General features: G+C 69.6%; 24 protein-coding genes. 10 read left to right on the top strand and 14 right to left on the bottom strand.

What is annotated here, in order from left to right; translation table 11 throughout:
• Positions 1-5 precede the first annotated feature (5 nt).
• Positions 6-1,067, top strand: coding sequence for a DNA polymerase IV (gene dinB, locus E5K04_RS02780; protein ID WP_136551391.1), 1,062 nt, complete (start codon positions 6-8; stop codon positions 1,065-1,067).
• 13 nt (positions 1,068-1,080) lie between these two features.
• On the opposite strand, the gene E5K04_RS02775 is transcribed toward dinB, so the two are convergent.
• From E5K04_RS02775 to bioH, 4 genes are all read right to left on the bottom strand, one after another.
• On the bottom strand, positions 1,081-1,737 hold the full coding sequence (locus tag E5K04_RS02775; RefSeq protein WP_136551390.1) for a glutathione S-transferase family protein: 657 nt from the start codon (positions 1,735-1,737) through the stop codon (positions 1,081-1,083).
• Positions 1,738-1,849: 112 nt separating this feature from the next.
• Positions 1,850-2,812, bottom strand: a complete 963-nt coding sequence (locus E5K04_RS02770; protein WP_136551389.1) for a patatin-like phospholipase family protein — start codon at positions 2,810-2,812, stop codon at positions 1,850-1,852.
• 51 nt (positions 2,813-2,863) lie between these two features.
• A complete protein-coding gene (gene bioC / locus E5K04_RS02765; RefSeq protein WP_136551388.1) occupies positions 2,864-3,766 on the bottom strand; it encodes a malonyl-ACP O-methyltransferase BioC in 903 nt (300 codons plus the stop codon).
• Positions 3,763-4,527: a pimeloyl-ACP methyl ester esterase BioH gene (gene bioH / locus E5K04_RS02760; protein WP_136551387.1), complete on the bottom strand. Its 765-nt coding sequence runs from the start codon at positions 4,525-4,527 to the stop codon at positions 3,763-3,765. The genes bioC and bioH overlap by 4 nt, the downstream gene beginning before the upstream one ends.
• 261 nt (positions 4,528-4,788) lie before the next feature.
• Here bioH and E5K04_RS02755 point away from each other — a divergent pair, with 261 nt between their 5' ends.
• Positions 4,789-6,315, top strand: a complete 1,527-nt coding sequence (locus E5K04_RS02755) for a CHASE4 domain-containing protein (RefSeq protein ID WP_136551386.1) — start codon at positions 4,789-4,791, stop codon at positions 6,313-6,315.
• Between the two features lie 63 nt (positions 6,316-6,378).
• On the opposite strand, the gene E5K04_RS02750 is transcribed toward E5K04_RS02755, so the two are convergent.
• From E5K04_RS02750 to bioB, 3 genes are all read right to left on the bottom strand, one after another.
• A complete protein-coding gene (locus E5K04_RS02750) occupies positions 6,379-9,072 on the bottom strand; it encodes a putative bifunctional diguanylate cyclase/phosphodiesterase (RefSeq protein WP_136551385.1) in 2,694 nt (897 codons plus the stop codon).
• Positions 9,073-9,130: 58 nt separating this feature from the next.
• Complete coding sequence (gene bioF / locus E5K04_RS02745) at positions 9,131-10,303, bottom strand: 8-amino-7-oxononanoate synthase (protein WP_136551384.1); 1,173 nt, start codon at positions 10,301-10,303, stop codon at positions 9,131-9,133.
• 97 nt (positions 10,304-10,400) lie between these two features.
• Positions 10,401-11,384 (bottom strand): biotin synthase BioB, encoded by a 984-nt coding sequence (gene bioB, locus E5K04_RS02740; protein ID WP_136551383.1) that lies wholly within the window; start codon positions 11,382-11,384, stop codon positions 10,401-10,403.
• 29 nt (positions 11,385-11,413) lie between these two features.
• Here bioB and E5K04_RS02735 point away from each other — a divergent pair, with 29 nt between their 5' ends.
• Genes E5K04_RS02735 through E5K04_RS02725 form a run of 3 tightly spaced genes read left to right on the top strand, consistent with a single transcriptional unit; the run spans position 11,414 to position 13,546 of the window.
• Positions 11,414-12,151: a ComF family protein gene (locus E5K04_RS02735; protein ID WP_136551382.1), complete on the top strand. Its 738-nt coding sequence runs from the start codon at positions 11,414-11,416 to the stop codon at positions 12,149-12,151.
• A 39-nt stretch (positions 12,152-12,190) separates the two neighbouring features.
• Positions 12,191-12,655 carry a tRNA (cytidine(34)-2'-O)-methyltransferase gene (locus E5K04_RS02730; protein ID WP_136551381.1) on the top strand — a complete coding sequence of 155 codons (465 nt, stop codon included), beginning with the start codon at positions 12,191-12,193 and terminating at the stop codon, positions 12,653-12,655.
• Positions 12,656-12,691: 36 nt separating this feature from the next.
• Positions 12,692-13,546 (top strand): septal ring lytic transglycosylase RlpA family protein, encoded by an 855-nt coding sequence (locus E5K04_RS02725; protein WP_136551380.1) that lies wholly within the window; start codon positions 12,692-12,694, stop codon positions 13,544-13,546.
• A gap of 64 nt (positions 13,547-13,610) precedes the next feature.
• Here E5K04_RS02725 and E5K04_RS02720 read toward each other — a convergent pair whose 3' ends face one another.
• From E5K04_RS02720 to E5K04_RS02705, 4 genes are all read right to left on the bottom strand, one after another.
• On the bottom strand, positions 13,611-14,321 hold the full coding sequence (locus E5K04_RS02720; protein WP_136551379.1) for a pseudouridine synthase: 711 nt from the start codon (positions 14,319-14,321) through the stop codon (positions 13,611-13,613).
• Positions 14,322-14,348: 27 nt separating this feature from the next.
• Complete coding sequence (locus E5K04_RS02715) at positions 14,349-15,467, bottom strand: GGDEF domain-containing protein (protein ID WP_136551378.1); 1,119 nt, start codon at positions 15,465-15,467, stop codon at positions 14,349-14,351.
• Positions 15,468-15,563: 96 nt separating this feature from the next.
• Positions 15,564-16,925: a DEAD/DEAH box helicase gene (locus tag E5K04_RS02710; RefSeq protein ID WP_136551377.1), complete on the bottom strand. Its 1,362-nt coding sequence runs from the start codon at positions 16,923-16,925 to the stop codon at positions 15,564-15,566.
• Positions 16,926-17,067: 142 nt separating this feature from the next.
• Positions 17,068-17,865, bottom strand: a complete 798-nt coding sequence (locus E5K04_RS02705) for a mechanosensitive ion channel family protein (RefSeq protein WP_136551376.1) — start codon at positions 17,863-17,865, stop codon at positions 17,068-17,070.
• Positions 17,866-18,026: 161 nt separating this feature from the next.
• Here E5K04_RS02705 and E5K04_RS02700 point away from each other — a divergent pair, with 161 nt between their 5' ends.
• The 3 genes from E5K04_RS02700 (at position 18,027) to E5K04_RS02690 (ending at position 22,523) form a co-directional block, all read left to right on the top strand.
• Positions 18,027-19,907: an RNB domain-containing ribonuclease gene (locus E5K04_RS02700; protein WP_136551375.1), complete on the top strand. Its 1,881-nt coding sequence runs from the start codon at positions 18,027-18,029 to the stop codon at positions 19,905-19,907.
• Between the two features lie 339 nt (positions 19,908-20,246).
• On the top strand, positions 20,247-21,008 hold the full coding sequence (gene ddaH, locus E5K04_RS02695) for a dimethylargininase (RefSeq protein ID WP_136551374.1): 762 nt from the start codon (positions 20,247-20,249) through the stop codon (positions 21,006-21,008).
• Between the two features lie 93 nt (positions 21,009-21,101).
• Positions 21,102-22,523 (top strand): basic amino acid/polyamine antiporter, encoded by a 1,422-nt coding sequence (locus E5K04_RS02690; RefSeq protein WP_136551373.1) that lies wholly within the window; start codon positions 21,102-21,104, stop codon positions 22,521-22,523.
• Here the strand turns inward: E5K04_RS02690 and E5K04_RS02685 are convergent.
• Genes E5K04_RS02685 through lptM form a run of 3 tightly spaced genes read right to left on the bottom strand, consistent with a single transcriptional unit; the run spans position 22,513 to position 24,361 of the window.
• A complete protein-coding gene (locus E5K04_RS02685; RefSeq protein WP_235844231.1) occupies positions 22,513-22,998 on the bottom strand; it encodes a GNAT family N-acetyltransferase in 486 nt (161 codons plus the stop codon). The two genes, E5K04_RS02690 and E5K04_RS02685, sit on opposite strands and share 11 nt — an antisense overlap.
• Positions 22,995-24,215 (bottom strand): diaminopimelate decarboxylase, encoded by a 1,221-nt coding sequence (gene lysA, locus E5K04_RS02680; protein ID WP_235844246.1) that lies wholly within the window; start codon positions 24,213-24,215, stop codon positions 22,995-22,997. Before lysA ends, E5K04_RS02685 begins: the two co-directional genes overlap by 4 nt.
• Before the next feature lie 26 nt (positions 24,216-24,241).
• Positions 24,242-24,361, bottom strand: coding sequence for an LPS translocon maturation chaperone LptM (gene lptM / locus E5K04_RS02675; RefSeq protein WP_136551371.1), 120 nt, complete (start codon positions 24,359-24,361; stop codon positions 24,242-24,244).
• Between the two features lie 100 nt (positions 24,362-24,461).
• Here lptM and cyaY point away from each other — a divergent pair, with 100 nt between their 5' ends.
• Positions 24,462-24,779 (top strand): iron donor protein CyaY, encoded by a 318-nt coding sequence (gene cyaY, locus E5K04_RS02670; RefSeq protein WP_136551370.1) that lies wholly within the window; start codon positions 24,462-24,464, stop codon positions 24,777-24,779.
• 4 nt (positions 24,780-24,783) lie between these two features.
• Positions 24,784-25,200 carry a YqaA family protein gene (locus E5K04_RS02665; RefSeq protein WP_136551369.1) on the top strand — a complete coding sequence of 139 codons (417 nt, stop codon included), beginning with the start codon at positions 24,784-24,786 and terminating at the stop codon, positions 25,198-25,200.
• Positions 25,201-25,221 lie beyond the last annotated feature (21 nt).

Raw genomic sequence — 25,221 nt, 5'->3', positions numbered from 1 at the left:
GCCCGGTGCAGCGCAAGATCATCCACGTCGACTGCGACGCGTTCTACGCATCGGTCGAGATGCGCGACCACCCCGAATGGCGCGACATCCCGCTCGCCGTCGGCGGCAGCCCGCACACCCGCGGCGTGATCGCCACCTGCAACTACGTCGCGCGCCGCTACGGCATCCACTCGGCGATGGCGTCGGCGACCGCGCTCAGGCGCTGCCCACAACTGCTGATCGTGCCGGGCGACATGGCGCGCTACCGCGAGGCAAGCCGCCAGGTGCACGCGATCTACCAGGCGTTCACCGGGCGCATCGAACCCTTGTCGCTCGACGAGGCCTACCTCGACGTCAGCGGGGTGACGCTGTGCCGCGGCAGCGCGACGCTGATGGCCGAAGAAATCCGCCGTCGCATCCGTGAAGAAGTCGGCATCACCGCGTCGGCCGGCGTCGCCCCCAACAAGTTTCTCGCCAAGGTCGCCTCCGACTGGAACAAGCCGGACGGCCAGTACGTGGTGCGCCCCGCCGACGCGGCGGCGTTTGCCGCGGCGCTGCCGCTCGCACGCTTCTGGGGGGTCGGCCGCGTCACCGCCGGCCGTCTGGAGGCGATGGGGCTCTTTAACGGCGCCGACCTGATCGGCGCCGACCCGACGCTCCTCGAGCGCGAGTTCGGCCGCTTCGGTGCGCGCCTGATCGAGCTCGCGCACGGGGTCGACCCCCGCGAGGTCGAAACCGAGCGGGTGCGCAAGTCGGTCAGCGTCGAGGAGACCTACGCGCGCGACCTGCCGACACTCGCCGCCTGCCGCGCCGAGACGCCCGAGCTGCTCGCCCGCCTGAAGGCGAGGCTCAGCCGTGCCGGCGACCCGGCTATCCGCGCGCTGGTGGTCAAGGTCAAGTTCGCCGACTTCAGCCAGACCACGGTCGAACACACGGCGAGCCAGCTGTCGCTGCCCGGCTTCGGGCGGCTGCTCGACACCGCGCACGCGCGCGGCGGCGGCCGTGCGGTGCGCCTGCTCGGCTTGGGTTGCCGGCTCGCCGGCGACGATGCCGGCCGCCAGCTCGAGTTCGAATGGGAAGAGGAATGAAGGAAAAACCGCGTCAGGACGCGCCTCTCCTCGCCATGAAGGCGGCGAGCGCGGCGTCGCGGTCGGCCCAGGTGCGCGCGACGCTCGGCCGCTGCCCCAGCCGCGCGAGGTAGTCGTCCAGCGCCGGCAGCGCGGCGAGCAGGTTTTCGCCCAGCACCTGTCCGGTCACCTGCGAGAGCTGCGGGAAGAAGCTCGCCGCGACGATGTCGGCGTAGCTGAAGTCCTCGCCGGCAAGCCAGGGGTTCACGCGCACAATCCGGCTGACCGCGGCGACGCCCCGCCGGATCGCCTCGTCCGCCTGCGCGCGCTGCGCGTCCTCCAGCGGCGCGCCGAACACCAGGTGCGCGGTCAGCGGCCGCGCAGGCTCGACGAGGTAAAGCTCGATCAGCTGCATCAGCTCGCGGGAACGCGCGCGCGCGTTCGGCGCCGGCGGCAGCAGCGCCGCGGTCGGGTACGCGTCTTCCAGCCACTCGAGGATCGCGGTCGACTCGGCCAGCGCGTAGCCGTTGATCTCGACGTAGGGAATCTTGCCCATCGGGCTCTTGGCGAGGAAGGTCTCCTCGCGCGACGGCGGGGTGAACACTTCCTCGAAGTTCACGCCCTTCTCGATCAGGGCGATCTTGACCTTGTTGTAGTAGGGGGACAGCGCAACGCCGTAGAGGACGATCATCGGTGGCAACTCCTGAGCAGGAACTAGCAACAGCATAGCCACTGCGTCGGCCGTGTCGGCAAGCAATCTGCCTATCCGTCGCGGCGCAGCGCGACCACCCCGGATTATGCCATTACTTCTGTAGCGCCTGCTCTTTTAGTTTTATGGCATGGCGTATCGCCGGCAACCCCATCCGTGCGACCTTCTCGCCCTCGAGGATCGCGCGGTGGCGGCCGTCGAAGCCGGTTGCGCCGATGGCGCCGACCTGCGGGCGCAGGGTGACGTCGGCGTCCTTCAGCTCGGCCCTGAGCGCGCTCTGGCTCATGATGTTCAGGCTCTGGTCGAGCAGGGACAAAAAGCCCGTGCTGCCGCCGGACGGCCGCGCCGAGATGTCGACCGCGATCACGATGTCGGCGCCCATCTCGCGCGCCGCGCTGACCGGCACCGGGCTGACCAGCCCGCCGTCGACATAGCGCTTGCCGTGCATCTGTACCGGCAGGAACACGTTGGGGATGCTGGCCGACGCGCGCACCGCGCTGCCGGTGTTGCCGGTGCGGAACACCACGCGGCGGCCGGTGTCGAGTTCGGTGGCGACCGCGCCGAACGGCTTGGCGAGCTTCTCCAGCGGCCGCCCCTTCACCTGCCGGTTCACGTATTCGGCGAGCTTCTCGCCCTTGATCACGCCGGAGGTCGACAGCGTGTAGTCGGTCAGCGCGCTCTCGTCGAGCTTCATCGCGCGCAGTTGCAACTGGTACGGGGTCAGCCCGGACGCGTACAGCGCGCCGACCACCGCGCCCGCACTGGTGCCGGTGACGATATCGGGCTTGATGCCGTTCGCCTCGAGCACCTTGATCACGCCGATATGCGCGAAGCCCTTGGCGGCGCCGCCGCCCAGCGCGAGGGCGACCCTGGGCTTGCGCACCTTGTGCGCGGGGGCGGCGTGCACCGGGGCGGACGGCTTGTCCGGCACCTGCGCCTGCGGCGCGGTCGTGGTCGCCGGCGGGGTCGGGGGGGACGGAATCGGTTCGGGGCGGGTACTCGCGCAACCGGCGAGCGTGGCGGCCAGCAAGGCGCCGGCCAGGGTATGCAACTTCATGGTTCCTCTACCTGCAAGATCCGGCGCGCCCAGCAAGCGGGCGCGCCAAGCTCAGGACGCCGTTCGGGCGGGCCTGACAAATTCGATGACCTGGCGGCCGTCGGCGAGGCGGCCAGGGAGCGGCGCGGCGCGCCAGGCGTGGCCGTAGACGACCTCATAGGTCGCCGGCAGCACGCCTTCCTTGCGCTGCGCGTCGTACGCGGCCTCGACGCGCCGCCAGAAATGCTTGCCGGTCAGCCCGGCACTGCGCCCGGCGGTCGAGTTGTGCGCGCCGATCGCCTTGAGGTCGCGCAGCACGTCCCGCATCTGCGCGTAGGTGAGCACGATCTTTTCCATGTCCATCACCGGCTGCGCGAAACCGGCGCGCGACAGCGCGTCGCCCAAGTCGTGCATGTCGAGGAAGCGGTTGACGTGGGTGGCCGCGTCCTGCCCGGCGAACGCCGCGCGTAGTTCGGACAGCGTGTCCGGCCCCAGCGTCGAGAACATCAGGAGGCCGTCCGGCTTCAAGACGCGGCGGAACTCGGCGAACACCTTGTCCGGCTCGTTCAGCCACTGGATCGCCAGGTTCGACCACACCATGTCGACGCTGGCGTCGGCCAGCGGCAGGGCCTCGACGTCGGCACACACCTGCCACGGCCGCGCGCGCGAGAACAGCCGCCCGACCAGGGAGCGCGCGGCCGACTGCTTGCCGCGCGACGCGGCGAGCATCGCGTGCGCGATGTCGAGCTCGACCACCCGCGCGTCCGGGTAGCGCGCGCGCAGCGCGGCTGCGCCGTAACCGGTGCCGGAGCCCGCGTCGAGCACGGTCAGGGGCGTGTGGCGGATCACGCCGAGCCGCTCGTCCATGCGGTCGGAGACCTCGCGCTGCAGCACGGCGGCGCCGTCGTAGCTCGCCGCGGCCTTCTCGAAGGACGCGCGTACCCGCGCCTTGTCGGTGTAAAACGCTTCGCTCATGCGTGATGGTCCAGGTGTTGCCGCAGGCAGGCCTCGAAGGCCGCGGCGTGGGAAACAAAGGGAAGGTGGGACGCCTGCCCGAACATGTGCAGCGTCCCGTGCGGCAGGTGTTCCGCCAGCCAGCGGCTGGCGCCGGGCGGCGTGATGCGGTCGCGCTCGCCGCCCAACACCAGCGTCGGCGCAAGGATGTCGCGGGCAAGCGGGCGGGCGTCGTCGGAGAGCAGGCATTCGAGCGCCGGCAGCAGCCCCTGCGGGCGGCCGTGCGCGAACAGCGAGGCCGACAGCGCGCGCGCAAGCTCGCGCGCGTGCGGCGCGCCCAGCGTCTGCAGGGAGAGGAAATTCTCCAGCGTGCGCTCGAACTGCCCGCCAAGCGCGTCGGCGACCGCGCGCATGGCGGCGGCGTCCTGCGCGTGCGGCCAGTCCGGGCCGCTGACAAAGCGCGGGCTGGTCGACACCAGCGCGAGGCTCAGCACCCGGGACGGGTGGCGCGCCGCCCAGTGCTGGGCGACCAGGCCGCCGAGCGACCAGCCCAGCACATGCACCGGCAGCGGGAACTGCGCGGCGAGCGCGTCGGCGACCGCCGCCGCGTCGAACACCCCGACCGCGCCGGAGGCGCCGTGGCCGGGCAGGTCGACCGCGTGCACGCAGTAGTGATCGGCGAGGCGGTCGGCCAGCGCGTCGAACACGCCGCCGTGCAAGCCCCAGCCGTGCAAGAGCACGAGGTCGGGGCCGCGGCCCCGCGTTTCGGCATAACACTCCATCACTGGCACTGGCATCGCTGCTGGCAATCGCAAAGCGGGCATTCTCGCAAGAGTCCGCCGGAAAGGAAAGGCAGGGCCAGCCGTTGGCGGCGCGCGACAGTCGGTGGCCGCATTGCGCAGATCCTGCACGGCCACCCTAGACAGGAAACACCATCGTCATTATAAACTCAGGCTGGGGCATCCCTGCGGCATTGCCGCGCATACACAAAATCCGCACACCGGCCACCTAAAGAAAGGCCGGGGCACGAGGAGGAGATTACCTTGTCTTGGCTATCCACCCTGATGCCGGCCAAGCTGGCACACCGCATCGCGCTGACGCTGGGGCTGCTGTCGCTTGCGCTCGCCGCGGCGATCTGGCTGTACGGCCAGTACGCGCTGCGCCCGGCCATCGCGCAGAGCGAACAGCAGGCCGCCCGCGCGCAGGCCGAACACACCCGCGACCTGTTTGTCGAGGCCGCCGCGGCGCTTGAGCGCCAGGCCGACAGCCTGGCCAACTGGGACGACGCCTACCTGTACGCGACCGGCGCCGACCCGCAGCGGCTGAACGCCTTCCTCGACTCGCGCACGCACAACGCGCTCGGGCTCGACTTCCTCGCCGTCTTCGACCCGCGCGGCGACCTGATGACCACCGCCGAGTGGGGCGGCAAGGGCGTGTTCCGCGACGAGCTGATGCTCACCCGCGAACTCGACCCGGCCACTTCGTTCGGCCGCATCTTCACGCAGGCGGTCCGCCAGGGCAAGAAGGTCAGCGGCGGCGTCGTCCGCCTCGCGCGCGGCCCGTACTACGTGTCGATCGCGCAGATCCGCCCGGCCAGCCGCCAGGGCGGCCCGGCAGGCTACCTGGTGACCGGGGTGGCGGCCGACAAGCTGCTGCTGCAGACCAAGGGCGCGTACAGCGCGACGCTCGCGCGCGTGGTGCCGATCACCGCCCGCGACCTGCCCGACCAGGTCCTGCACTGGGTCGGCAAGCGCGAACCGGCCAGCGACGAGCTGCTGATCTTCCGCGACGACGCCACCACCCAGACCTGGAACGCGATCCCCAGCCTGGACGGCAAGCCCGCGCTGCTGTTGGGCAGCAGCCAGCCGCGCGACATGTCGCGCCTCGCTTCGGAAAAACTCGCGCAGATCGCGCTGATCGCCGTCGGCGGCACCCTGCTGCTCGGCCTCGTCGCCTGGGGCGTCGTCCACGCGCTGATCAGCCGCCGTCTGGGCGCGCTACTGCAGTCGGTGCACGGCCTGACCCGCCCGGGCCAGACCGCGCTGCTGGAAACCCGCGGCAACGACGAGGTCGCCTTCCTGACCCGCGCGGTCAACCAGCTCGCACACGGCAAGAACACCTCGATCGAGGCGCTGCGCCAGGTCGAACACCAGCTCGACCTGGTGTTCGCGCAATCGCCGTCGGCGATGCTGCTGGTCCGCGACGGCCAGCTCTCCGACGCCAATGCCGCGGCGACCGCGCTCCTGAAGGCACAACACTCGGCGACCCTGGTCGGCAAGCACCTGTCCGACATCGTCGAAAGCTCGGACGCGACCGCACGCCGCCTGCTGCTGCTGACCCAGTCCCGCCAGCTGGACGGTGAAATCCCGCCGCTGCTGTGCCGCGTGCATGCACTGGACGGCAGCCTGATCTCCTGCGACATCAAGGCGCTGCGCCTGCCGCTGCCGGGCAAGCCAACGCTCTACCTGTTCATCAGCCCGCTCGCCGGCGAGCAGGCCGCCTCGGGAGGCGCCGAGCACGGCGGCCGCCTGATCTCGATCAGCGACCGTCTCGCCCCGCGCCACGCCTGAACGGCAGGCACCCAAACGGAACGGCCCGCGTCAGCGGGCCGTTTGCTTTGGTCAGGCGGCCGTTCAGCCGGCCAGGACGCTTGCCGGCGCCCCCCAGTACACCTCGCCTGCCGGGCGCGGCGGCGAGAAGTAGTAGCCCTGCAGGCGCGGGCAGCCGAGCGCGCGCAGCGCGTCGACCTGCTCTGCGGTCTCCACCCCCTCGGCGACCACCTCCAGTTGCAGGGCCTGCGCCAGCGCGAGGATCGCGCGCACGATCGCGGTCGACTCGGCGTTCACGCCGACCTCGCGCACGAAGGCCTGGTCGATCTTCAGCAGGTCGAAACGGTAACGGTGCAGGTAGGACAGCGCCGAGTAGCCGGTGCCGAAGTCGTCGAGCGCGAGGCGCACGCCGACGTCGTGCAAGGCCTGCATCACCCGCTGCGCCTGCCCGGGCACGTCGATCAGCGCGCTCTCGGTCACCTCGAGGTAGACGAGGTGCGGCGGCAGGCCGCACCGCTGCAGCACGCCGGCGATCCAGCCGGCCAGGTCGTCGTCGCGCAGGTTCTCCGATGACAGGTTGATGTGCAGCGAACACTGCGCGTTTGCGCGCCCCTCGGTGCGCCAGCGCGCCAGCTGCTCGCACGCGCGCACGATCATGTAGCGGTCGAGGCGGCGGATCAGCCCGGACTCCTGCGCCATCGGCAGGAACAGCGCCGGCGGGATCAGGCCGCGCTCGGGGTGGCGCCAGCGCACCAGCGTCTCGAAACCGGTCACCGCGCCGCTGGCCGCGTCGACGAAGGGCTGGAAGTACGGCACCAGCTCGTGTTCGCCCTCCAGCGCATGACGCAGCTCGGCCTCCAGTGCCAGCTGGTCGGCCTTGCCCTGGCGCAGCGCGTGGTTGTAGACGGTGTAGCCGTCGCGGCCTTGCTGCTTGCTATGGTACATCGCGAGGTCGGCGTCGCGCAGCATGTCCTGGCAGCCGACGTGGTACTGGCCGTCGGACAGCACGACGCCGAGGCTCAGCGTGGTGAACAGTTCGCGGCCTTCGACGACCACCGGCGTGCGGAACGCGTCGACGATGCGGCGGGCGACCCGGTCGCAGCTCTTGTAGCTGACCGGCCCGGGCAACAGCAGCGCGAACTCGTCGCCGCCCAGGCGGGCCAGGAAGTCGTCCGGGCGCAGGCAGGCGCGGATTCGCTCGCCGACTTCGACCAGCAGCGCGTCGCCGGCGGCGTGGCCCAGCGTGTCGTTGACCAGCTTGAAGCGATCCATGTCGATCAGCATCAGCGCGAACGGGCAACTCTCGTCGAGCGCGTACTGCTGCCACAACTGCAGGATGCGCTGGCCGAAGTACGCGCGGTTGGGCAGCGCGGTCAGCGTGTCGTGCAGGCTTTCGTACTTGAGCCGCGCGTTGGCCTCGTCCAGCGCACGCGTGCGCTGCTGCACGCGTACCTCGAGCTGGCTGTTGACCTGGTACAGCGCCTGCGTCGCCTGCAGGCGGGCGACCGCCCCGCCGACATGGCCGGCGACGAACTCGACCGTTTCCTGCTCGCGCAGGCCGAAACGCCGGCTCTCGGCGTGCGAACCGATCGCGATCACGCCGAGCAGCCTTTGCTGGTCAAACAGGGGCACGCCCAGCCAGCTGCGCAGCGTCGCCCCATCCTCCCCTGCCTGCGCAGGGCGGCCGCTCAGCACCGGCCGGCCGCTGTGCAGCACCTGCTCGAACAGGGCGCGCTCGGCGGCAGCAGGCTGTTGCGCAATGCCTTCGCTGCGGTAGTGAAAGGCCAGGTCCCCGTCGTCTCCCGCGTAGAGCGCGACGGTCAGCGTATCGAATTCGACCAGCCTACCCAGGGTGCGGCGCACGCCGGCGAGCACCGCCGGCAACGGCAGCAGGCTGTTGGCGAGCGTATTGACCTCACCCAGCGCCTGCACCAGCTGTTCGTTGCGCCGCCGCTCGGCCAGTTCGGCGTTCAGCCGCGCGGCGTAGCCGTCGAGCTCGACGCGGACCCTGCGCAATTGGCCCAGCAGTTGCAGGCGCCGGCCCAGTTGCCCGAGCTGGCTGCACAGGTGGCGGGCGAGTTGGCTGAGCCTGCGCCTTGCGACGCGGGTGTCGCCCGGGTAGAGCGCGTCGACGCGCGCGCTGGCGATGGCGAGCAGCCGGCCCCCCTCGTCCAGCAAGGGCACGGCGACCCACAACAAAGGCAGTTGCCCGGCAGGTACGCCCGGGCACAGCGTCGCGAGGCGGCGGCGGCCGTGCACCCACAGGCGCTGGCGGCGGCCGGCCGCTGCAAGCAGGGCCGGCTCGGCGTGCACGAACGTGTCCGCACCGGCCGGCCAGGCGTTGACGGGAAAACGCAGGCAACCGCCCTCGTCGTCGGTCAGGCCCAGCGTCAGCGCGCCGTCGGGCAACAAGGGAGACAACACCGCGTACAGCCGGGAGAGGAAGGCCTCGAGCGAGGGGACCTCGTCGGCCAGCTGGCCGACCGTGACCATGATGTCGCGCAACTGTCCGGCGAAGCGTTGCTCCTCGCGCAGCCACTCGGCCTCGACGCGTGCGGCGAGCAGGCCGGCGAGCGCCGCTGACAGCGCGTCACCGCCGTGCACCACCCGCAACAGCCGGATGGCGCCCGCGTAGGCGTCGCAGGACACCTCCCTGGCCGCAGCCGGCAAGGCCGGCACCGCCCCGCAGCAGCCCAGCGCGCGCCAACCATCGGCAGTGGTCTGCCACACGGACAGCCCGCCGCCTTGCCTGGCCGCCTGCGCCAGGGCCTCGTCCACCGTCGCCTGCAAAGAGGCGCCCCACCCTTGTACCGCAACTGTCATCGTCCGCCCCGGGCTATGCGCCTCTCTCATTCGGGTCCGTGCACGGGGCAAGCTGCCCCAGCGCCGCCAGCAGCTGCGCCACGTCCCCGTCCTCATGCGCGGCGGACAAGGAAATGCGCAGCCTCGCCTGCCCGGCCGGAACGGTCGGCGGGCGGATCGGCGGCACCCAGATGCCCTGCTCGCGCAACGCCTGCGAAACGGCCAGCGTTTCGGCGTCGCCTCCAATGATAACGGGATGAATCGCCAACCGCACCTGCGGCATTGGCCATGCCCGCCCTGCCGCCTGCACGGCGCGCGCGTGCGCGAACACGCGCTCGCGCCGCCACGGTTCGCTGGCCATCACGTCCAGCGCGGCCAGCGTCGCCGCGGCCAGCGCGGGCGGCAACGCGGTCGTGTAGATATAGCTGCGGCCGCGGTTGACCAGCCATTCGATGAGCGTCTCGCTGCCGGCTACAAAGGCGCCGGCGACGCCGGCCGCCTTGCCCAGCGTCCCCATATAGATGAGCCGCTCGTCGGCGAGCGCGTGTTCGGCGAGCGCGCCGCGTCCGCCGCCGGTCAGCCCGAAGCCGTGCGCGTCGTCGACGAACAGCCAGGCGTCGTGCTGCCGCGCCAGCGCCAGCAGCGCGGTCAGCGGCGCCTCGTCGCCGTCCATGCTGTAGACGGCGTCGACCACGATCATCTTGCTGCGCGCGCGCGACGCGGCCAGTTGCGCCGCAAGGCGGGCAAGGTCGTTGTGTGGGAAACGGGTGAAGCGGGCGCGGGAGAGCTGGCAGCCGTCGTTGAGCGACGCGTGCACCAAGCGGTCGGCGAACACTTCGTCGTCACGGCCGAGCAGGCTGGTGATCACCGCGAGGTTGGCCGCATAGCCCGAGCCGAACAGCAGCGCGCGCGGACAGCCGGTCCACGCGGCGAGCCCTCGTTCGGCCTCCTCGTGCAGCGTGCCGTGCCCGCACACCAGATGCGAGGCACCGGCGCCGACGCCGAAGCGGCCGATCGCCGCCTGTGCGGCGTCGGCCAGATGCGGATGGGCGGCAAGGCCCAGATAGTCGTTGCTGGCGAAGGCCAGCAGGGGCTGGCCGTCGACGACGACACGGGCGCCCTGCGCGGATTCAAGGCAGGGACGTCGCCGCCGCCGGTGCGCCGCTTCCAGCGCACAGAGCGCCGGCGCCAGTTCGTCTGCCCGCATGCTTGCTACCTGAAATTGTCGATAGATAATTAATCGTCAATTTATAAGTAAAAAGCATTCCTATTGCAAGCACCGCCGCGCCGGGCCTTGCGCCAGCTCAAAGGGGTTGCAAGTCTAGCTTGGCCATCAGCGCCCGGTCTGCGGTCACATCGGGGTTGCCGGTGGTCAGCAGCTTGTCGCCGTAGAACACCGAATTGGCGCCGGCGAGGAAACACAGCGCCTGCATCGCCTCCGGCATCGCGCGGCGGCCGGCGGACAGGCGGATGTAGCTCTTCGGCATCGTCAGCCTGGCCACCGCGACCGCGCGCACGAACTCGGTCCAGTCGATCTCCTCGGCGTCGGAAAGCGGCGTGCCGTCGACCTTGACCAGGTTGTTGATCGGCACCGACTCCGGCTGCGGGTCGAGGTTCGCCAGCTGGCAGATCAGCGCGGCGCGGTCGGGCCGCGTCTCGTCGAGGCCGACGATGCCGCCGCAGCAGACATTGAGGCCGGCCGCCCTCACCTTGCCCAGCGTATCGAGACGGTCCTCGTAGGCACGGGTGCTGATGATGTCGCCGTACTTGTCCGGCGCGGTGTCCAGGTTGTGGTTGTAATAGTCGAGCCCGGCCGCCTTCAGCCGCTCGGCCTGCCCGTCGGCGAGCAGGCCGAAGGTCGCGCAGGTCTCCAGCCCCAGCGCCTTGACGTCGGCGATCATGGCGAGCGTGCGCTCGAGGTCGGCGTCCTTCGGCCCGCGCCACGCGGCGCCCATGCAGAAGCGGCCGGCGCCGGCGGCCTTGGCCTGGCGCGCCTTGGCGACCACCTCGTCGCAGGACAGCATGGGCTCGTCGGCCACCGCCGTGTCGTGGTGGACCGACTGCGGGCAGTAGCCGCAATCCTCGGAGCAACCGCCGGTCTTGATCGACAGCAAGGTGGAGAGCTGCACCTTGTTCGGGTCGAAGAACTGGCGGTGCACCTCGGCGGCGCGGAACACCAGTTCCATGAACGGCAGGGCGAACAGCGCCTCGACGTCCGCCACCTGCCACAGCTCGGTTTCGGGGTGCGGGGTCGGCGGGCGGGTGAAGTGTAGCGTCGTGGTCGTCATCGGCTTGGCTGAGAAACTATGGTAACAGGATGGAGAATCATCGATCCCGCCTCGCCGTCCTGTCAAACCTGACGAGGCACTCGCTTGACAACTGTGCATTATTTGTACAGACGTGCCTGCTGTGCGCCGGCGACGGCGGCAGCGACGGCCTCTGCACGGCGTGCCGCGCCGACCTCGCGCCGCTGCCGGCTGCACACTGCCCCATCTGCGCCGACACCGCCCCCGCCGGCCTGCCCTGCCCGCACTGCCGGCGCCGCCGCCCCGCCTTCGACACCCTGCACGCGCCGTTTATCTACGCGTGGCCGCTGAACGCGCTGATCCACGCCTTCAAGTACGGACGCCGCCTCGACATGGCGCACGCGCTCTCCTCGCTGTTCGCCCGCGAGGCGCCGGATGGTCCCGTGCGGCCCGACCTGGTGGTGCCGGTGCCGCTGTTTGCGGCCCGGCTCGCCGAACGCGGCTTCAACCAGAGCCTGGAGCTCGCCCGCGCGTTCGCTGTTAGAATGGCAGCCCCGCTCGACGACACGCTGTGCGTGCGGGTTCGCAACACCCCGCCGCAGGCCCGGCTCGAACGCGCAGAAAGGGCCCGCAACGTCGCCGATGTTTTCGTCGTAAAGCGAGCGGTGACGGGGCTTGCAGTCGCCATCATCGACGACGTCGCCACCAGCGGCGCGACCCTCGACGCGCTCGCCGCAGCGCTGAAGAAACAGGGTGCGCACAGGGTCGACGCGTGGGTGCTGGCGAGGGTTTTTTACTCGAAAACTTGACCAAAGCATTGATTCCTTGGAACAATCCGAACCGCAACTATGTTGACAGTTGTTCTTTTCCAGCCGGAAATACCGCCAAATACTGGCAACGTGATCCGTTTATGTGCCAATACCGGCTGTGAACTGCATCTGGTCAAACCGCTTGGCTTTCCCCTCGAGGACGCGAAACTCAAGCGTGCAGGACTCGACTACCACGAGTACGCACGCATGGTCGTCCACGAAGATTGGGCAGCATGCCAGGCGGCCTTGGCAGGTCGGCGAATCTTCGCCGCGACCACCAAGGGTGCCACGAGGCACGACCGGGTGAGCTTCCAGACAGACGATGTGCTGCTGTTCGGCCCCGAGTCGCGCGGGCTGCCGGAGAACCTGCTCGCAGGTTTTCCCGCCGAGCGACGGGTGCGATTGCCGATGCGGCCCGAATCCCGCAGCATGAATCTGTCCAACGCCGTCGCCGTCCTGGTTTTCGAGGCCTGGCGTCAGCTCGACTTCGTCGGGGGAAGCTGAGGTTCGCAGTCTGGCACTCCGCATAAAGGAGCTCCGATGCAACCTGTACTTCGACGGTTATGGCTAGCGGCTACCAGCCTGCTATTCATGGTCTTCTCCCTTCAACCCCTCCTGGCCCACGCACAAACCCAGTCCAGGAACGCCGCCAAGGGCGGCTACTTCCAGAACGACGGCCCGGCCCGTGTCACGCCGGCCAACCTCGACCTGGTCCCGCACGCGGTTCCGCAAGACGAACCGCTGATCCGCTCGGCCAACCGCCCGTACAAGGCACTGGGCATGAGCTTCAGCCCCGACACCAGCTACGCCTCCTTCCAGGCGCGCGGCAAGGCGTCGTGGTACGGCAAGCAGTTCCACGGTCGCAAGACCAGTTCGGGCGAACGCTACGACATGTTCGCGATGACCGGCGCGCACCCGACGCTGCCGATCCCGTCCTACGCCAAGGTCACCAACCTGAAGAATGGCAAGATGGTGATCGTGCGCATCAACGACCGCGGGCCTTTCCACAAGGGCCGCATCATGGACCTGTCGTACGCCGCCGCGCACCAGCTGGGCTTCGTCAAGTCCGGCAGTGCCGACGTGCTGGTCGAGCGGGTGTTCCCGGTCGACGGCGGCGAGCAGATCGCGACCCGTCCGGAGAAGCTGCTCGTCAAGTCGGAGAAGCCGATCTACCTGCAGCTGGGCTCGTACTCGTCGCTGTCCGGCGCGCAGGCGCGCGTGCGCAAGCTCAGCCGCAAGCTGCCCGACCACCACGACGACAAGCTCGACATCGTCAACCAGCTGGGCGCTTACCGCGTGCGCATGGGCCCGTTCCGCGACGCGAACGCCGCGCAAAACGCCGCGCGCGAGGCCGCCGAGCACCTGCCGTCTACGTCCAGCATCGTGATGAGCTGACGCGCGCGCCAGCCGTCAAAAAGCCGACCCGAGGGTCGGCTTTTTTGCGTCTGCCAGGGGCGTGTCAGCGAGGGAGCCCGAGCGCGGCGAGCTCGTCGGCGGCAAGGTGGCGCCACTGCCCCTCGGGCAGCCCGCCCAGCGCCAGCCCTCCAAGCGACACCCGGTGCAGGGCGGTCACCCGGTTGCCGGCGGCGGCGACCATGCGCTTGACCTGGTGGTACTTGCCCTGGCTGATGGTCAGCCTGAGCGTGTGCGCATCGTCCGCCACCGCCTCGTCGGCCACCACCCGCTCGTCGTCGTCCTTCAGGTAGACGCCCGCGCGCAAGGCGTCCAGCTGCGCGTCGGTGAGCGGATGCTTGACCGTCGCCAGGTAGCACTTGGGCACATGCCGCCTGGGGGAAGTCAGCGCGTGGACGAACTGGCCGTCGGAGGAGAACAGCAGCAAACCGGTGGTGTCGACGTCGAGGCGGCCGACCGCGCTGACCCCGCGGTTGACGAACTGCCAGGGCAGCAGGCCGTACACGGTCGGGTTGTGCATCGGCTTGTGCGAGGTCTCGTAGCCGGCGGGCTTGTTGAGCAGCAGGTAGAGCGGGCCGGCCTGCGGCGTCCACGGCTCGCCGTCGACGACCAGGCAGGCCAACGCGGCAGGGTCGACGTCGAGGCGCCAGTCGTCACACACGGAGCCGGAGAGCTCGACCAGCCCGTACTCGACCAGCTGGCGGCATTCCTTGCGGCTGCCGAAGCCTTGTTGGTGCAAGAAGCGGTAGAGTTCCATGGCGCCGATGTTAGCACGCCGCTGGGCTTACGCCGGCAGCGCGGCGACGCACACACGGTCGCGGCCGTCGGCCTTCGCGCGGTACAGCGCGGCGTCGGCGGCATTCAGCAGCGCCTGCGCGTTCGTGCCGTGCAACGGGAAGGCGGCGACGCCGACCGAGACGGTGAAGCGTAGCGGCCGCCCGTCTTCGGCCGCCAGCGCCAGCGCGGCGAGCTGGCGGCGCAACCGCCCCGCGCGCAGTTCGGCGCTGGGCGCGTCCGCGTCGTGCAGCACAACGACGAACTCCTCGCCGCCGTAGCGGCAGACCATGTCGGAGTCGCGGAACATGGCCGAAAGTTCGGCACCGATCGCCTTGAGCACCCGGTCGCCGCTGGCGTGGCCGTAACCGTCGTTAATCTTCTTGAAGTGGTCGGCGTCGATCAGCAGCACGCTGAGCACGCCGCCCTCGCGCCTGGCCAGCGCCAGCGCGCCGGGCAGGAAGCCGTCGAGGTAGCGCCGGTTGAACACGCCGGTCAGCCCGTCGCGTACCGCCTGCTCGGCGAGCTGCGCGCGCAGGCGCTCGACCTCGGCCAGTTCGCGGCGCAGCGCCGCCTGCCCGGCCAGCACCCGCTCCTCCAGCCGCTTGCGGTCGCCGATGTCAAACAGGCCGGTCAGCACCCGCGGGCCATGCGCGTCGCGCAACAGGCTGGTCGACACCAGCGCCGGGAAGCAGCGGCCTTTGGCGCCCACCAGCTCGCGTTCGCCGTCCTTGCCGGGCGAGGTCAGGCTGCCGACCCGCGCGCGCGCCGCGCCGTCGGCAAGCAGCGCGTGCAGCGGCTGGCCGTCGACGTCGCCGAGCAGCTGGCGCGCACGGGCATTGGCGTAGCGGATGGTGCCGTCGTCCAGCTGGCTGACCAGCAGCGGCAAGGGCGCGGCGTCGACCACCGCGCGCGTCCAGTCCTGCCCGGCCTGCCGGCTCTCCTGCCGCACGCCAGCCTTGTGCAGCGCGCGCGCGAACGCACAGGCGGCGGCAACACTGCCGGCCAGCAGCAACAGCAAGACGGGGTATGGCAGCCGCCACGTGGCGACAAACACGCCGGGCAGGGCCGGTAGGACCGGCAGGCAACACAGCAGCAGCGTGCGCCACAGGCGGCGGGAAGGAGGCATGGCAGGGCTCCGGCAGGACGCCGCGGGGCGGAACGCCCGCGCGGCGATGCTTTACCCAATAATACTAGAAGCGGGGCGGATTAAATCCAGGCAGGATTAACGGCGTCCGTCCCGGCGCGTGTTGCCGCTACCACTGCCACCGTTGCCACGCCCCTGCCCGCCGCGCGGCGCGCCCTGCGGCTTGCTCTGGTGTGCGTGCGCGGCGCGCGGCTGCTTGCCGGCTGCGCCGCCCTTGGGCGCATGCGCGCTGCGCGGCTGGCCGCCCTGCGGCGGACGCTGGCCGCGCTGCTTCATGATCGGCTCGGGCTTGACGCTGAGGTCGGCCTCGAAACCGGGGATCACGAAACGCTCGATGTCCTTCTTGATCAGCTTCTCGATGTCCTTGAGCAGCTTGAACTCGTCGACACACACCAGCGACACCGCCTCACCGGAGCTGCCGGCGCGGCCGGTACGGCCGATGCGGTGCACGTAGTCTTCCGGCACGTTGGGCAGCTCGAAGTTGACTACCTGCGGCAGCTGGTCGATGTCGAGGCCGCGCGCGGCGATGTCGGTGGCGACCAGCGCCTGCAATTCGCCCGACTTGAAGCCGGCCAGCGCGGCGGTGCGCGCGTTCTGGCTCTTGTTGCCGTGGATCGCCGCGGCGCGGATGCCGGCCTTGTCCAGCTTCTCGGCCAGACGGTTGGCGCCGTGCTTGGTGCGGGTGAATACCAGCACCTGCTGCCAGTGGCCGTCCTGGGCGAGGCGGATCAGCAGGTCGGTCTTCTTGTCGCGGTCGACCAGGTGCACGCGCTGGCCGACCAGCTCGCTGGCGGTGTTGCGGCGGGCCACTTCCACCATCTGCGGATTGTCGAGCAGGCCGTCGGCCAGCGTCTTGATCTCGTCGGAGAAGGTCGCCGAGTAGAGCAGGTTCTGCCGGCGCGCCGGCAACAGCGCGAGCACCTTGCGGATGTCGCGGATGAAGCCCATGTCGAGCATGCGGTCGGCTTCGTCGAGCACCAGGATCTCGACGCCGGAGAGGTCGACCGTCTTCTGCTGCGCGTGGTCGAGCAGGCGGCCCGGCGTCGCGACCAGGATGTCGAGGCGGTGGCCGAGCTGGCGGATCTGCGGGTTGATGTTGACGCCGCCGAACATAACCATCGACTTGAGCGACAGGTACTTGCCGTAGGTGTCGACCGACTCGCCGACCTGGGCGGCCAGCTCGCGGGTCGGCGTCAGCACCAGCGCGCGCGGGCGGCCCGGACGTGCGCTTTCCGGCGGCGTGGTGGCCAGGCGCTGCAATAGCGGCAGCGTGAAGCCGGCGGTCTTGCCGGTGCCGGTCTGCGCGGCCGCCATCAGGTCGCCGCCCTTCAGTACCTGCGGGATCGCCTGCAGCTGGATGGGGGTCGGGGTGGAGTAACCGGCGTCGGTGACGGCGCGGGTCAGGGGTTCGATCAGGCCGAGTTCGGCGAAGGTGGTCATGCGGTTTCCTTGCGGCGGCGAGCCGCGAGGCGGCATCCATCCCGCGCCGACGTCAAAGCGGTGAATCGGAGAGGCGCGCCGGCGGATGGCAGCCGGCGCGAGCGGGCGAGTATACGCGAAAGCGCAGGCGGCGGTGCCGCGGCTAGCGCTGGTGGACCGCCATCGCCTGGTCCGGCCGCGGGAAGCCGGCCAGCGCCTCGACGATGGCGCGGTTGCCGTCGAAGTAGACTTGCCAGTAGTGCTCGTTATGGCAGTACGGGCGCACCGCGAGCACCGGCCCCATCGGCGTGAACTCGAGGATCTCGACGTCCGGCGCCGGGTCGGGCAGCACGTTGTGGATTTCCTTCAGGCGCTCGGTGAGCAGGCGGCGCGCGGCGGGGACGTCGGCGGCGGCGGCGAGCTGCGCCTTCAGTTCGACCCGGCGGTACGGGTTGGCGCTGAAGTTCTGGATGGTGTCGGAGAAGATCTTGTTGTTGCCGACCTGGTTGAGCACGTTGTCCGGCGTGTCGATCGCGGTGACGAACAGGCCGATATGGCGGACGGTACCGGTGACGCCGCCGGCGGTGATGAAGTCGCCGACCTTGAACGGCCTGAGCACCACCAGGAAGGCGCCGGCGGCGAAGTTGGACAGCAGGCCGCTCCACGCCATGCCGATGGCGACGCCGGCGGCGGCGATCGCCGCGGCAAAGGTCGTCGTCTCGACACCGAAGTAGCCGAGGATGGCGACGATCAGCACGATGGTCAGCGAGACCGACAGGAAGGAATTGACGTAGCGCACGATGGTCGGGTCGACCTTGCGCCGTGCGAGCTGGTCGTCGACCAGCCGGCAGGCCAGGCGGATCAGCCAGCGCCCGACGAACCACAGGATGACGGCGGCGAGCAGGTTCAGACCGATCGCGATGGCGATCTCGGTCCAGTTGCTCCAGTTGACTTGCGGCATGGACACACTCCCTAGCGAGTTGGCAGACAGGCCGGACGCAGCCGGCTAAGCCAGCATAGGACGCGGGCGGGCAAAGCGCGGGCGGCTGCCACCAGGATGCGCTCTGCTATAATCGCGCCCTTGCCAACAGACCGGACGGGCGCGGGCCGCCTGCCTCAGCCATGAATGTTTTTTACGAAGAAAGCGGCAGCTTCAAGGTCGGCGCCATCGTCTCCAAGAACGACGCCTCCTTGCAGGTCGACACCCAGCACGGCAAGCGCGCCAAGATCAAGCTCGCCAACGTCTTCCTCGAATTTTCCACGCCACTGCAGAGCTTCCTCGACGACGCGCAGGCGCTCGCCGCCGAGCTCGACCTCGACTTCCTGTGGGAAGTCGCAGGCGCCGACGAATTCGACTACGACGCGCTCGCCCGCGAGTACTGGGGCGACAAGCCGACCGCGGCGCAACTCGCCGCGACGCTGATCCGCCTCGCCGGCGCGCCGATGTACTTCTACAAGAAGGGCAAGGGCCGCTTCAAGGCAGCGCCGGAGGACGCGCTGAAGGCGGCGCTCGCCGGCATCGAGAAGAAGAAGCGCGAGCAGGCGCAGGTCGACGCGTGGGCCGAAGAGCTGAAGGCGCACCGCCTGCCGGACGAGATCCGCGCGCAGCTGATGACGCTTTTGTGGCGGCCGGACAAGAACGCGCTCGAGTACAAGGCGCTCGACGCCGCGTGCCGCGCGCTGTCGACCTCGCCCTTGAAGCTGTTGCGCGACGCCGGCGGCCTGCCGTCGGTGCCCGACTACCTGATGGCCGGCTTCAGGCTCGAGCATTTCCCGAACGGCACCGGCTTCGGCAAGTACGCGCCGGCCGAGGCGCACCCCGAACTGCCGCTGGCCGAGGTGACCGCCTTCTCGATCGACGACGCGGCGACCACCGAGATCGACGACGCGCTATCGGTGACGGAACTGGCCAACGGTAACCGCCGCGTCGGCATCCATATCGCCGCGCCGACGCTCGGCGTGCCGGTCGGCTCCGACATCGAGAAGCTGGTCTACCGCCGCCTGTCGACCGTCTACTTCCCCGGCGACAAGATCACCATGCTGCCGGACGACGTGGTGCAGATGTTCACGCTGGACGAGGGCAAGCCCTGCCCGTCGGTCAGCCTGTACGCCGAAGTGACGCCCGGATTCGAGATCGTCGGCTTCGAGAACCGCATCGAGAACGTCACCATCGCCGCCAACCTGCGCCACCACACGCTGGAGCCGCTGTTCAACGAGGCGACCATCGCCAATGACCCCGGCGTCGACTACCCGTTCAAGCGGGAACTCATGTGGCTGCACGACTTCGCGATCGCCCGCGAGAAGTCGCGCGGCAAATACGACCCGACCCGCCCGCAGGGCGTCGACTTCAACTTCGCGATCGAGGACGGCCGCGTCGTCATCAGCGAGCGCAAGCGCGGCTCGCCGATCGACAAGCTGGTCTCCGAGATGATGATCCTCGCCAACTGCGAGTGGGGCCGCCAGCTGGGCGAGGCCGGCATCCCCGCGCTCTACCGTGCGCAGAGCATGGGCAAGGTCAGGATGACCACCCGCCCCGAGCCGCACGTCGGCCTCGGCGTGCCGCAGTACGCGTGGGCGACCTCGCCGCTGCGCCGCGCGGCGGACTTCATCAACCAGCGCCAGCTCACAGCGCTGATCCGCGGCGACAAGCCCGAGTTCGCGCAGGGTGACGCCACGCTGTTCGCGCTGATGCGCGACTTCGACACCACCTACTCGGCCTACCTGGGCTTCCAGGACCGCATGGAGTTCTTCTGGTGCCTGCGCTGGTTCAGCCAGGAAGGCGTCAGCGAGGTGACCGCGACCTATATCAAGGAAGACCTGGTCCGCCTCGACAGCCTGCCGGTGCGCACCCGCATCCCGGGCCTGCCGGAACTCGCGCGCGGCGACCGCGTGCGCCTGCAGGTGATCCGCATCGACGAGCTGCTGCTGGAAATCGAGTTCCGCTGCGTCGGCCAGCTCGACCATGTCGAGGTGGAGGGCAACGGCGAGGAAGAAGAAGGCTGAGCCCTCCCCTGCCCCGCCACATCGGCCCGCACGCGCGGGCCGATTTTTTTGTGGTGCTCCACGGAGATTGGCGGGCCTGCGTGCGGGTCCTGTGTTCGCTTCACGGCCTCGCTGTCGAAAAACCGACAGCTGGGCCACCAGCCGCATCCTGCCATGCGTCGAAAAACCGACATGTGTCGAAAAACAGACGATCCATGGCAAAAATCAGGCAGACAACGGTACAAAACCGCCATAAAACACCCGAAAAACGCCTGTGAAGAGCAAAACCAGCCAAAAAAGCTGGCACGCTTCTCGCTGTAGACAGGCTGTCACCGTATCCACCATCGAAAGGTTCCAGCCATGTTCAAGCACATCATCGCCCGTACCCCCTGCCGCGCCCTGGTCGACGGCCTGTCCGCATCCGACCTCGGCAAGCCGATCTACGAGAAGGCGATCGAGCAGCACAACACCTATATCCGCGCGCTGCAGACTTGCGGCGTCGACATCACCATCCTGCCGCCGGCCGAAGAATTCCCGGACTCTGTGTTCGTCGAAGACCCGGCGCTGTGCACCCCGCATTGCGCGATCGTCACCCGCCCGGGCGCCGACAGCCGCCGCGGCGAGGCCGCGCTGATGGAGCCGGTGCTACACCGCTTCTACGAGCACGTCGAGCGCATCGAGGCGCCGGGCACGCTGGACGCCGGCGACGTGATGATGGTCGGCGACCACTACTACATCGGCCAGTCGGCGCGCACCAACGCCGAAGGCGCCCGCCAGCTGATCGCCATCCTCGAGAAGTACGGCATGACCGGCTCGGTGGTCGAGATGAAGGAAGTGCTGCACCTGAAGACCGGCCTCGCCTACCTGGAAAACAACAACCTGATGTGCGCCGGCGAGTTCCTGACCAAGCCCGAGTTCCAGAAGTACAACATTATCGAATTGCCGGAAGACGAGATCTACGCGGCCAACTGCATCTGGGTCAACGGCAAGGTGATCATGCCCTCCGGCTACCCGAAGACGGCCGCCAAGATCGCCGCGCTCGGCTACGAGGTGATCGAGGTCGACACCTCCGAGTACCGCAAGGTCGACGGCGGAGTCAGCTGCATGTCGCTGCGTTTCTGATCCGACACCTACTCCAGCATCCGTGATTGACCGGGCGGCTCCCGGCCCCGAGGGGGCCAGGGCCGCCCGCTTTTTGTCCAAGGGGGACTTGGCATGAGTACGACTCAGGGAAAAAAACTGGGCACGGTGGCGATGACCGCGCTGGTGGTCGGGGCGATTGTCGGCAGCGGCATCTTCAGCCTGCCGCAGAACATGGCGGAGGGGGCCGGCGCCGGCGCCATCCTGATCGCGTGGGCGGTCACCTTCGTCGGCATGCTCGCGCTGACCCGCATCTTCCAGTGGCTGTCGGTCAACCGACCGGACATCGGCGACGGCGTGTACGGCTACGCGCGTACGGGCTTCGGCGACTACATGGGCTTCAACGCCGCGTGGGGCTACTGGATGTCGGTGTGGATCGGCAACGTCGGCTACCTGGTGGTGATGTTCAGCGCCTTGGGCTCGTTCCAGGCGCTGGGCTTCTTCGGCGAGGGCAGCACGCTGCCCGCGCTCGCCTGCGGGCTGCTCGTGCTCGCGATGCTGCACGGCTTCGTGCTGCGCGGCGTGCAGTCGGCCGCCTTCCTCAACCTGGTGGTGACCGTCGCCAAGATCGTCCCGCTCGGCCTCTTCATCCTGTGCGTGCTGCTGGCGTTCAAGGTCGAGACCTTCGAGATCGACTTCTGGGGCAGCGCCGAGCTGGGCAGCGTCGCCGACCAGGTGAAAAACACCATGCTGTACACGGTGTGGGTGTTCCTCGGCATCGAGTGCGCGACGGTTTACGCGAACCGCGCGCGCGACATGGCCACCGTCAGCCGCGCGACCATCCTGGGCTTTTTGATCACCGTGCTGCTGCTGATCTGCGTGTCGGTGTTGTCGCTGGGCGTGGTGCCGCAAGCGGAACTGGCGCAGATGAAGAACCCGTCGATGGCGGCGGTGATGGCCCGCGCGGTCGGCCCGTGGGGCGGCGTGCTGATCAATATCGGGCTGATCCTGTCGGTCGGCGGCGCGCTGCTGGCGTGGACGCTGATCTCCAGCGAGATGCTGTACCTGGCCGCCCGCGGCGAACACAACACCGCGCCGCGCTGCTTCGGCCGCCTCAACGCGCACGGCACGCCGGCCAACGCGCTGTGGCTGACCAACGGCCTGATCGCGCTGGTGCTGGTGATCAACCACTTCAACGAAGCCGGCTACAACATTCTGATCCAGCTGGCGTCGTCGATGGCGCTGATCCCCTACCTGCTTTGCGCGGCGTTCGGCCTCAAGCTCGCGCTCGCCGCGCGGGTGCGCTCGGGCACGCTGGTCGGGCTGACCGCGCTGGGCACCGTGTACGGGCTGTGGCTGATCTACGCGGGCGGGCTGTCCTACCTGCTGCTGTCGATGATCCTCTACGCGCCGGGCATCGCGTTCTACGCCAGGGCACGCCAGGAACGCGGCCTGGTGGTGTTCAGCAGCCACGGCGAGCGCGTGTGCGCGGCGCTGGTGGTCGGCCTCGCGCTGACCGCGCTGTACCTGGTCGCCAGCGGCAGCTTCAGCCTGTAAGCGGCTTTTCCATCATCAGGTAGGCCTGGCCGCCGAGCGCGGCCGGCTCGAAACCGGCCGACGCGTACAGCGCCCGGCCGGTTTCGTTGTCGGGGCGCACCTCGAGCGTCACCCGGCACAGGCCGCGCCGGGCGGCCTCGGCCTCGGCCGCGGCGAGCAGCCTGCGGCCGACGCCCTGCCCGCGCGCGCGCGGCGCGACCGACAGGTCGTGCAGGTTGCAGGTGCCGGCCGCCTTGAAGCTGGAGAAGCCCTCCACGCACAGCGCGTGGCCGACGGCCTGCCCGTCTTCTTCGGCGACCAGCACGAACAGCCGGTCGGCGTACTGGAGCAGCGCGTCGGCGAGCCGTGCGCGGGTGTCCGCGGGCAGCGGCGCGCCGCCGCCCATCGGGTCGCGCGCGTACACGTCGGTCAAGGCCACCAGCAATTCGCGCTCGGCCGCCGACGAGAGGTCGGCCAGGCGGACGGTCACGCTCACGCGAGCAGTTCCCGCTCGTTGGCGAGCAGCTCGTCCAGCGTCTCGCGGCGGCGGATCAGGCGGGCGTCGGCGCCGTCGACCAGCACCTCGGCCGCGCGCGGGCGCGTGTTGTAGTTGCTCGACATCGTCGAGCCGTACGCGCCGGCGGAGAACACCGCGAGCAGGCCGCCCTCGGCGACCGCTAGCTCGCGGTCCTTGCCGAGGAAGTCGCTCGACTCGCAGATCGGGCCGACCACGTCGCAGGTGAGCGCGGGTAGGCCCGCCACGCGCGTCACCGGCACGATCGCGTGGTAGGCGGAGTACAGCGACGGGCGCAGCAGGTCGTTCATCGCCGCGTCGACCACCGCGAAGTTCTTGCCCTCGCCCAGCTTCATGTACTCGACGCGGGTCAACAGGACGCCGGCGTTGCCGACCAGCGAGCGGCCCGGCTCCATCACCAAGCGCAGGCCGCGCCCGGCGAGGCGCTCGGCGACCGCGCGCGCGTATGCGGACAGGTCGGGCGGCGTCTCGTCGTGGTAGCGGATGCCGAGGCCGCCGCCGATGTCGACATGCTCAAGCGCGATGCCGGCCGCTTGCAGGCGGTCGATCAGCAGGAGCAGGCGGTCGAGCGCCTCGACCAGCGGCGCCGCGTCGGTCAGCTGCGAGCCGATATGGCAGTCGATGCCGGTGACCCTGAGGTTGGGCAGCGCCGCGGCCTCGCGGTAAACGTCGAAGGCGATGTCGTAGGCGATGCCGAACTTGTTGCCCTTGAGGCCGGTCGAGATATACGGATGGGTCTGCGCGTCGACGTCCGGGTTCACGCGCAGGCTGACCGGCGCGCGCTTGCCCAGCCGGCCGGCGACCGCGTTCAGGCGGATAAGCTCGTTGACCGACTCGACGTTGAAGCAGTGGATGCCCGCCTGCAGCGCCATCTCCATCTCGGCCTCGGACTTGCCGACGCCGGAGAACACCACCTTGCCCGCGTCGGCGCCCGCGGCGAGCACGCGCGCGAGTTCGCCGCCGGAGACGATGTCGAAGCCGGCGCCAAGCGAGGCGAACAGTTGCAGGATGGACAGGTTGGCGTTGGCCTTGACCGCGTAGCAGATCAGCGGGTCAAGCCCGGCGAAGGCGTCGCGGTAGGCGGCGAACGCCCCGGTCAGCGCCGCGCGCGAATACACGTAGCAAGGCGTGCCGAAACGCGCGGCCACCTCGGTCAGCGGCAGGTCCTCGACTTGCAGCGCGTCGTTACGGAAGGGGAAATGGTTCACGGCTGGCGGCTTTCCTGGCTGGGCGCGGCACCGTCCTTGGGCAGGTAGAGGCCACCCTTGTAGCCGCAGGCGCTGACGGACAGCGCGAGCACCATCAGGCAGATCACGGTTCGCATATCGTTGGGTCCGAATGTGGCAAAATCGTCATACTAGCAAACCCGTCCGCGTGCGCCCATCGCGCCCCGGCTGGGGATAACCCTTTGTGGAAAAAACGACATGAACGAGAGCGAATTCCTGGCGCTGACCGACGCGCTGTTCGAAAGAATCGAGGCGGCCATCGACGCGGCCGGCGTCGACGCCGACACCCTGCGCGCGGGCAACGTGCTGGAGATCGAGTTCGACAGCGGCGACAAGATCGTCGTCAACCGCCACGCCGCCAACCAGGAGGTGTGGATCGCCGCGCGCAGCGGCGGCTACCACTTCGCGCGCCAAGGCTCGCAGTGGATCGCCGCGCGCGACGGCGCCGAATTCGGCGCGACGCTCTGCGCTGCGGTGCGCGCCGGCGGCGGCGACGGCTTCGCCTTCGAAGCCTGAGTCCGTGGACGAGGCCGCCGCGCTCGCTGCGCTCGCGCTGTCGGCCTTCCTGTCGGCGACCGTGCTGCCGGGCAATTCCGAACTGGCGCTCGCCGCGCTGCTGCTGAAATGGCCGTCGCTCTCGCTGACCGCGTGGCTGACCGCCAGCCTCGCCAACAGCGCGGGCAGCGCGACCAGCCTGTGGCTGGGCCGGCGCGCGCCGCGCAAGGAGCTGCCCGCACGCGCCGCGCGCTGGTTCGGGCGCTTCGGGCCGGCCGCGCTGGTGCTCGCGTGGGTGCCCCTCGTCGGCGACGCGCTGCCGCTGGCCGCCGGCTGGCTGCGATTGCCGTGGCTAAAATGCCTGGCATGGATCGTGCTCGGCAAGTCGCTGCGTTACGCGCTACTGGTCGGAGGGCTGGCGCTGGCGGGTGGAACCGGGTAAAAATGCGCGCGGCATCGGAGG

The sequence above is a fragment of the Crenobacter intestini genome (assembly GCF_004919095.1).
Classification (GTDB): domain Bacteria; phylum Pseudomonadota; class Gammaproteobacteria; order Burkholderiales; family Chromobacteriaceae; genus Craterilacuibacter; species Craterilacuibacter intestini.
Note: the sequence above shows the minus strand (reverse complement) of the source record. Positions and strands in the feature narration are given on the sequence as shown.

Excerpts from the sequence above, each read along its gene's own strand:
- E5K04_RS02775 (WP_136551390.1), bottom strand. The coding sequence starts at position 1,737 with ATGATCGTCCTCTACGGCGTTGCGCTGTCCCCCTACTACAACAAGGTC.
- E5K04_RS02770 (WP_136551389.1), bottom strand. The coding sequence starts at position 2,812 with ATGAAGTTGCATACCCTGGCCGGCGCCTTGCTGGCCGCCACGCTCGCC.
- bioC (WP_136551388.1), bottom strand. The coding sequence starts at position 3,766 with ATGAGCGAAGCGTTTTACACCGACAAGGCGCGGGTACGCGCGTCCTTC.
- bioH (WP_136551387.1), bottom strand. The coding sequence starts at position 4,527 with ATGGAGTGTTATGCCGAAACGCGGGGCCGCGGCCCCGACCTCGTGCTC.
- bioF (WP_136551384.1), bottom strand. The coding sequence starts at position 10,303 with ATGCGGGCAGACGAACTGGCGCCGGCGCTCTGTGCGCTGGAAGCGGCG.
- bioB (WP_136551383.1), bottom strand. The coding sequence starts at position 11,384 with ATGACGACCACGACGCTACACTTCACCCGCCCGCCGACCCCGCACCCC.
- E5K04_RS02735 (WP_136551382.1), top strand. The coding sequence starts at position 11,414 with ATGGAGAATCATCGATCCCGCCTCGCCGTCCTGTCAAACCTGACGAGG.
- E5K04_RS02730 (WP_136551381.1), top strand. The coding sequence starts at position 12,191 with ATGTTGACAGTTGTTCTTTTCCAGCCGGAAATACCGCCAAATACTGGC.
- E5K04_RS02725 (WP_136551380.1), top strand. The coding sequence starts at position 12,692 with ATGCAACCTGTACTTCGACGGTTATGGCTAGCGGCTACCAGCCTGCTA.
- E5K04_RS02720 (WP_136551379.1), bottom strand. The coding sequence starts at position 14,321 with ATGGAACTCTACCGCTTCTTGCACCAACAAGGCTTCGGCAGCCGCAAG.
- E5K04_RS02715 (WP_136551378.1), bottom strand. The coding sequence starts at position 15,467 with ATGCCTCCTTCCCGCCGCCTGTGGCGCACGCTGCTGCTGTGTTGCCTG.
- E5K04_RS02710 (WP_136551377.1), bottom strand. The coding sequence starts at position 16,925 with ATGACCACCTTCGCCGAACTCGGCCTGATCGAACCCCTGACCCGCGCC.
- E5K04_RS02705 (WP_136551376.1), bottom strand. The coding sequence starts at position 17,865 with ATGCCGCAAGTCAACTGGAGCAACTGGACCGAGATCGCCATCGCGATC.
- E5K04_RS02700 (WP_136551375.1), top strand. The coding sequence starts at position 18,027 with ATGAATGTTTTTTACGAAGAAAGCGGCAGCTTCAAGGTCGGCGCCATC.
- ddaH (WP_136551374.1), top strand. The coding sequence starts at position 20,247 with ATGTTCAAGCACATCATCGCCCGTACCCCCTGCCGCGCCCTGGTCGAC.
- E5K04_RS02690 (WP_136551373.1), top strand. The coding sequence starts at position 21,102 with ATGAGTACGACTCAGGGAAAAAAACTGGGCACGGTGGCGATGACCGCG.
- lptM (WP_136551371.1), bottom strand. The coding sequence starts at position 24,361 with ATGCGAACCGTGATCTGCCTGATGGTGCTCGCGCTGTCCGTCAGCGCC.
- cyaY (WP_136551370.1), top strand. The coding sequence starts at position 24,462 with ATGAACGAGAGCGAATTCCTGGCGCTGACCGACGCGCTGTTCGAAAGA.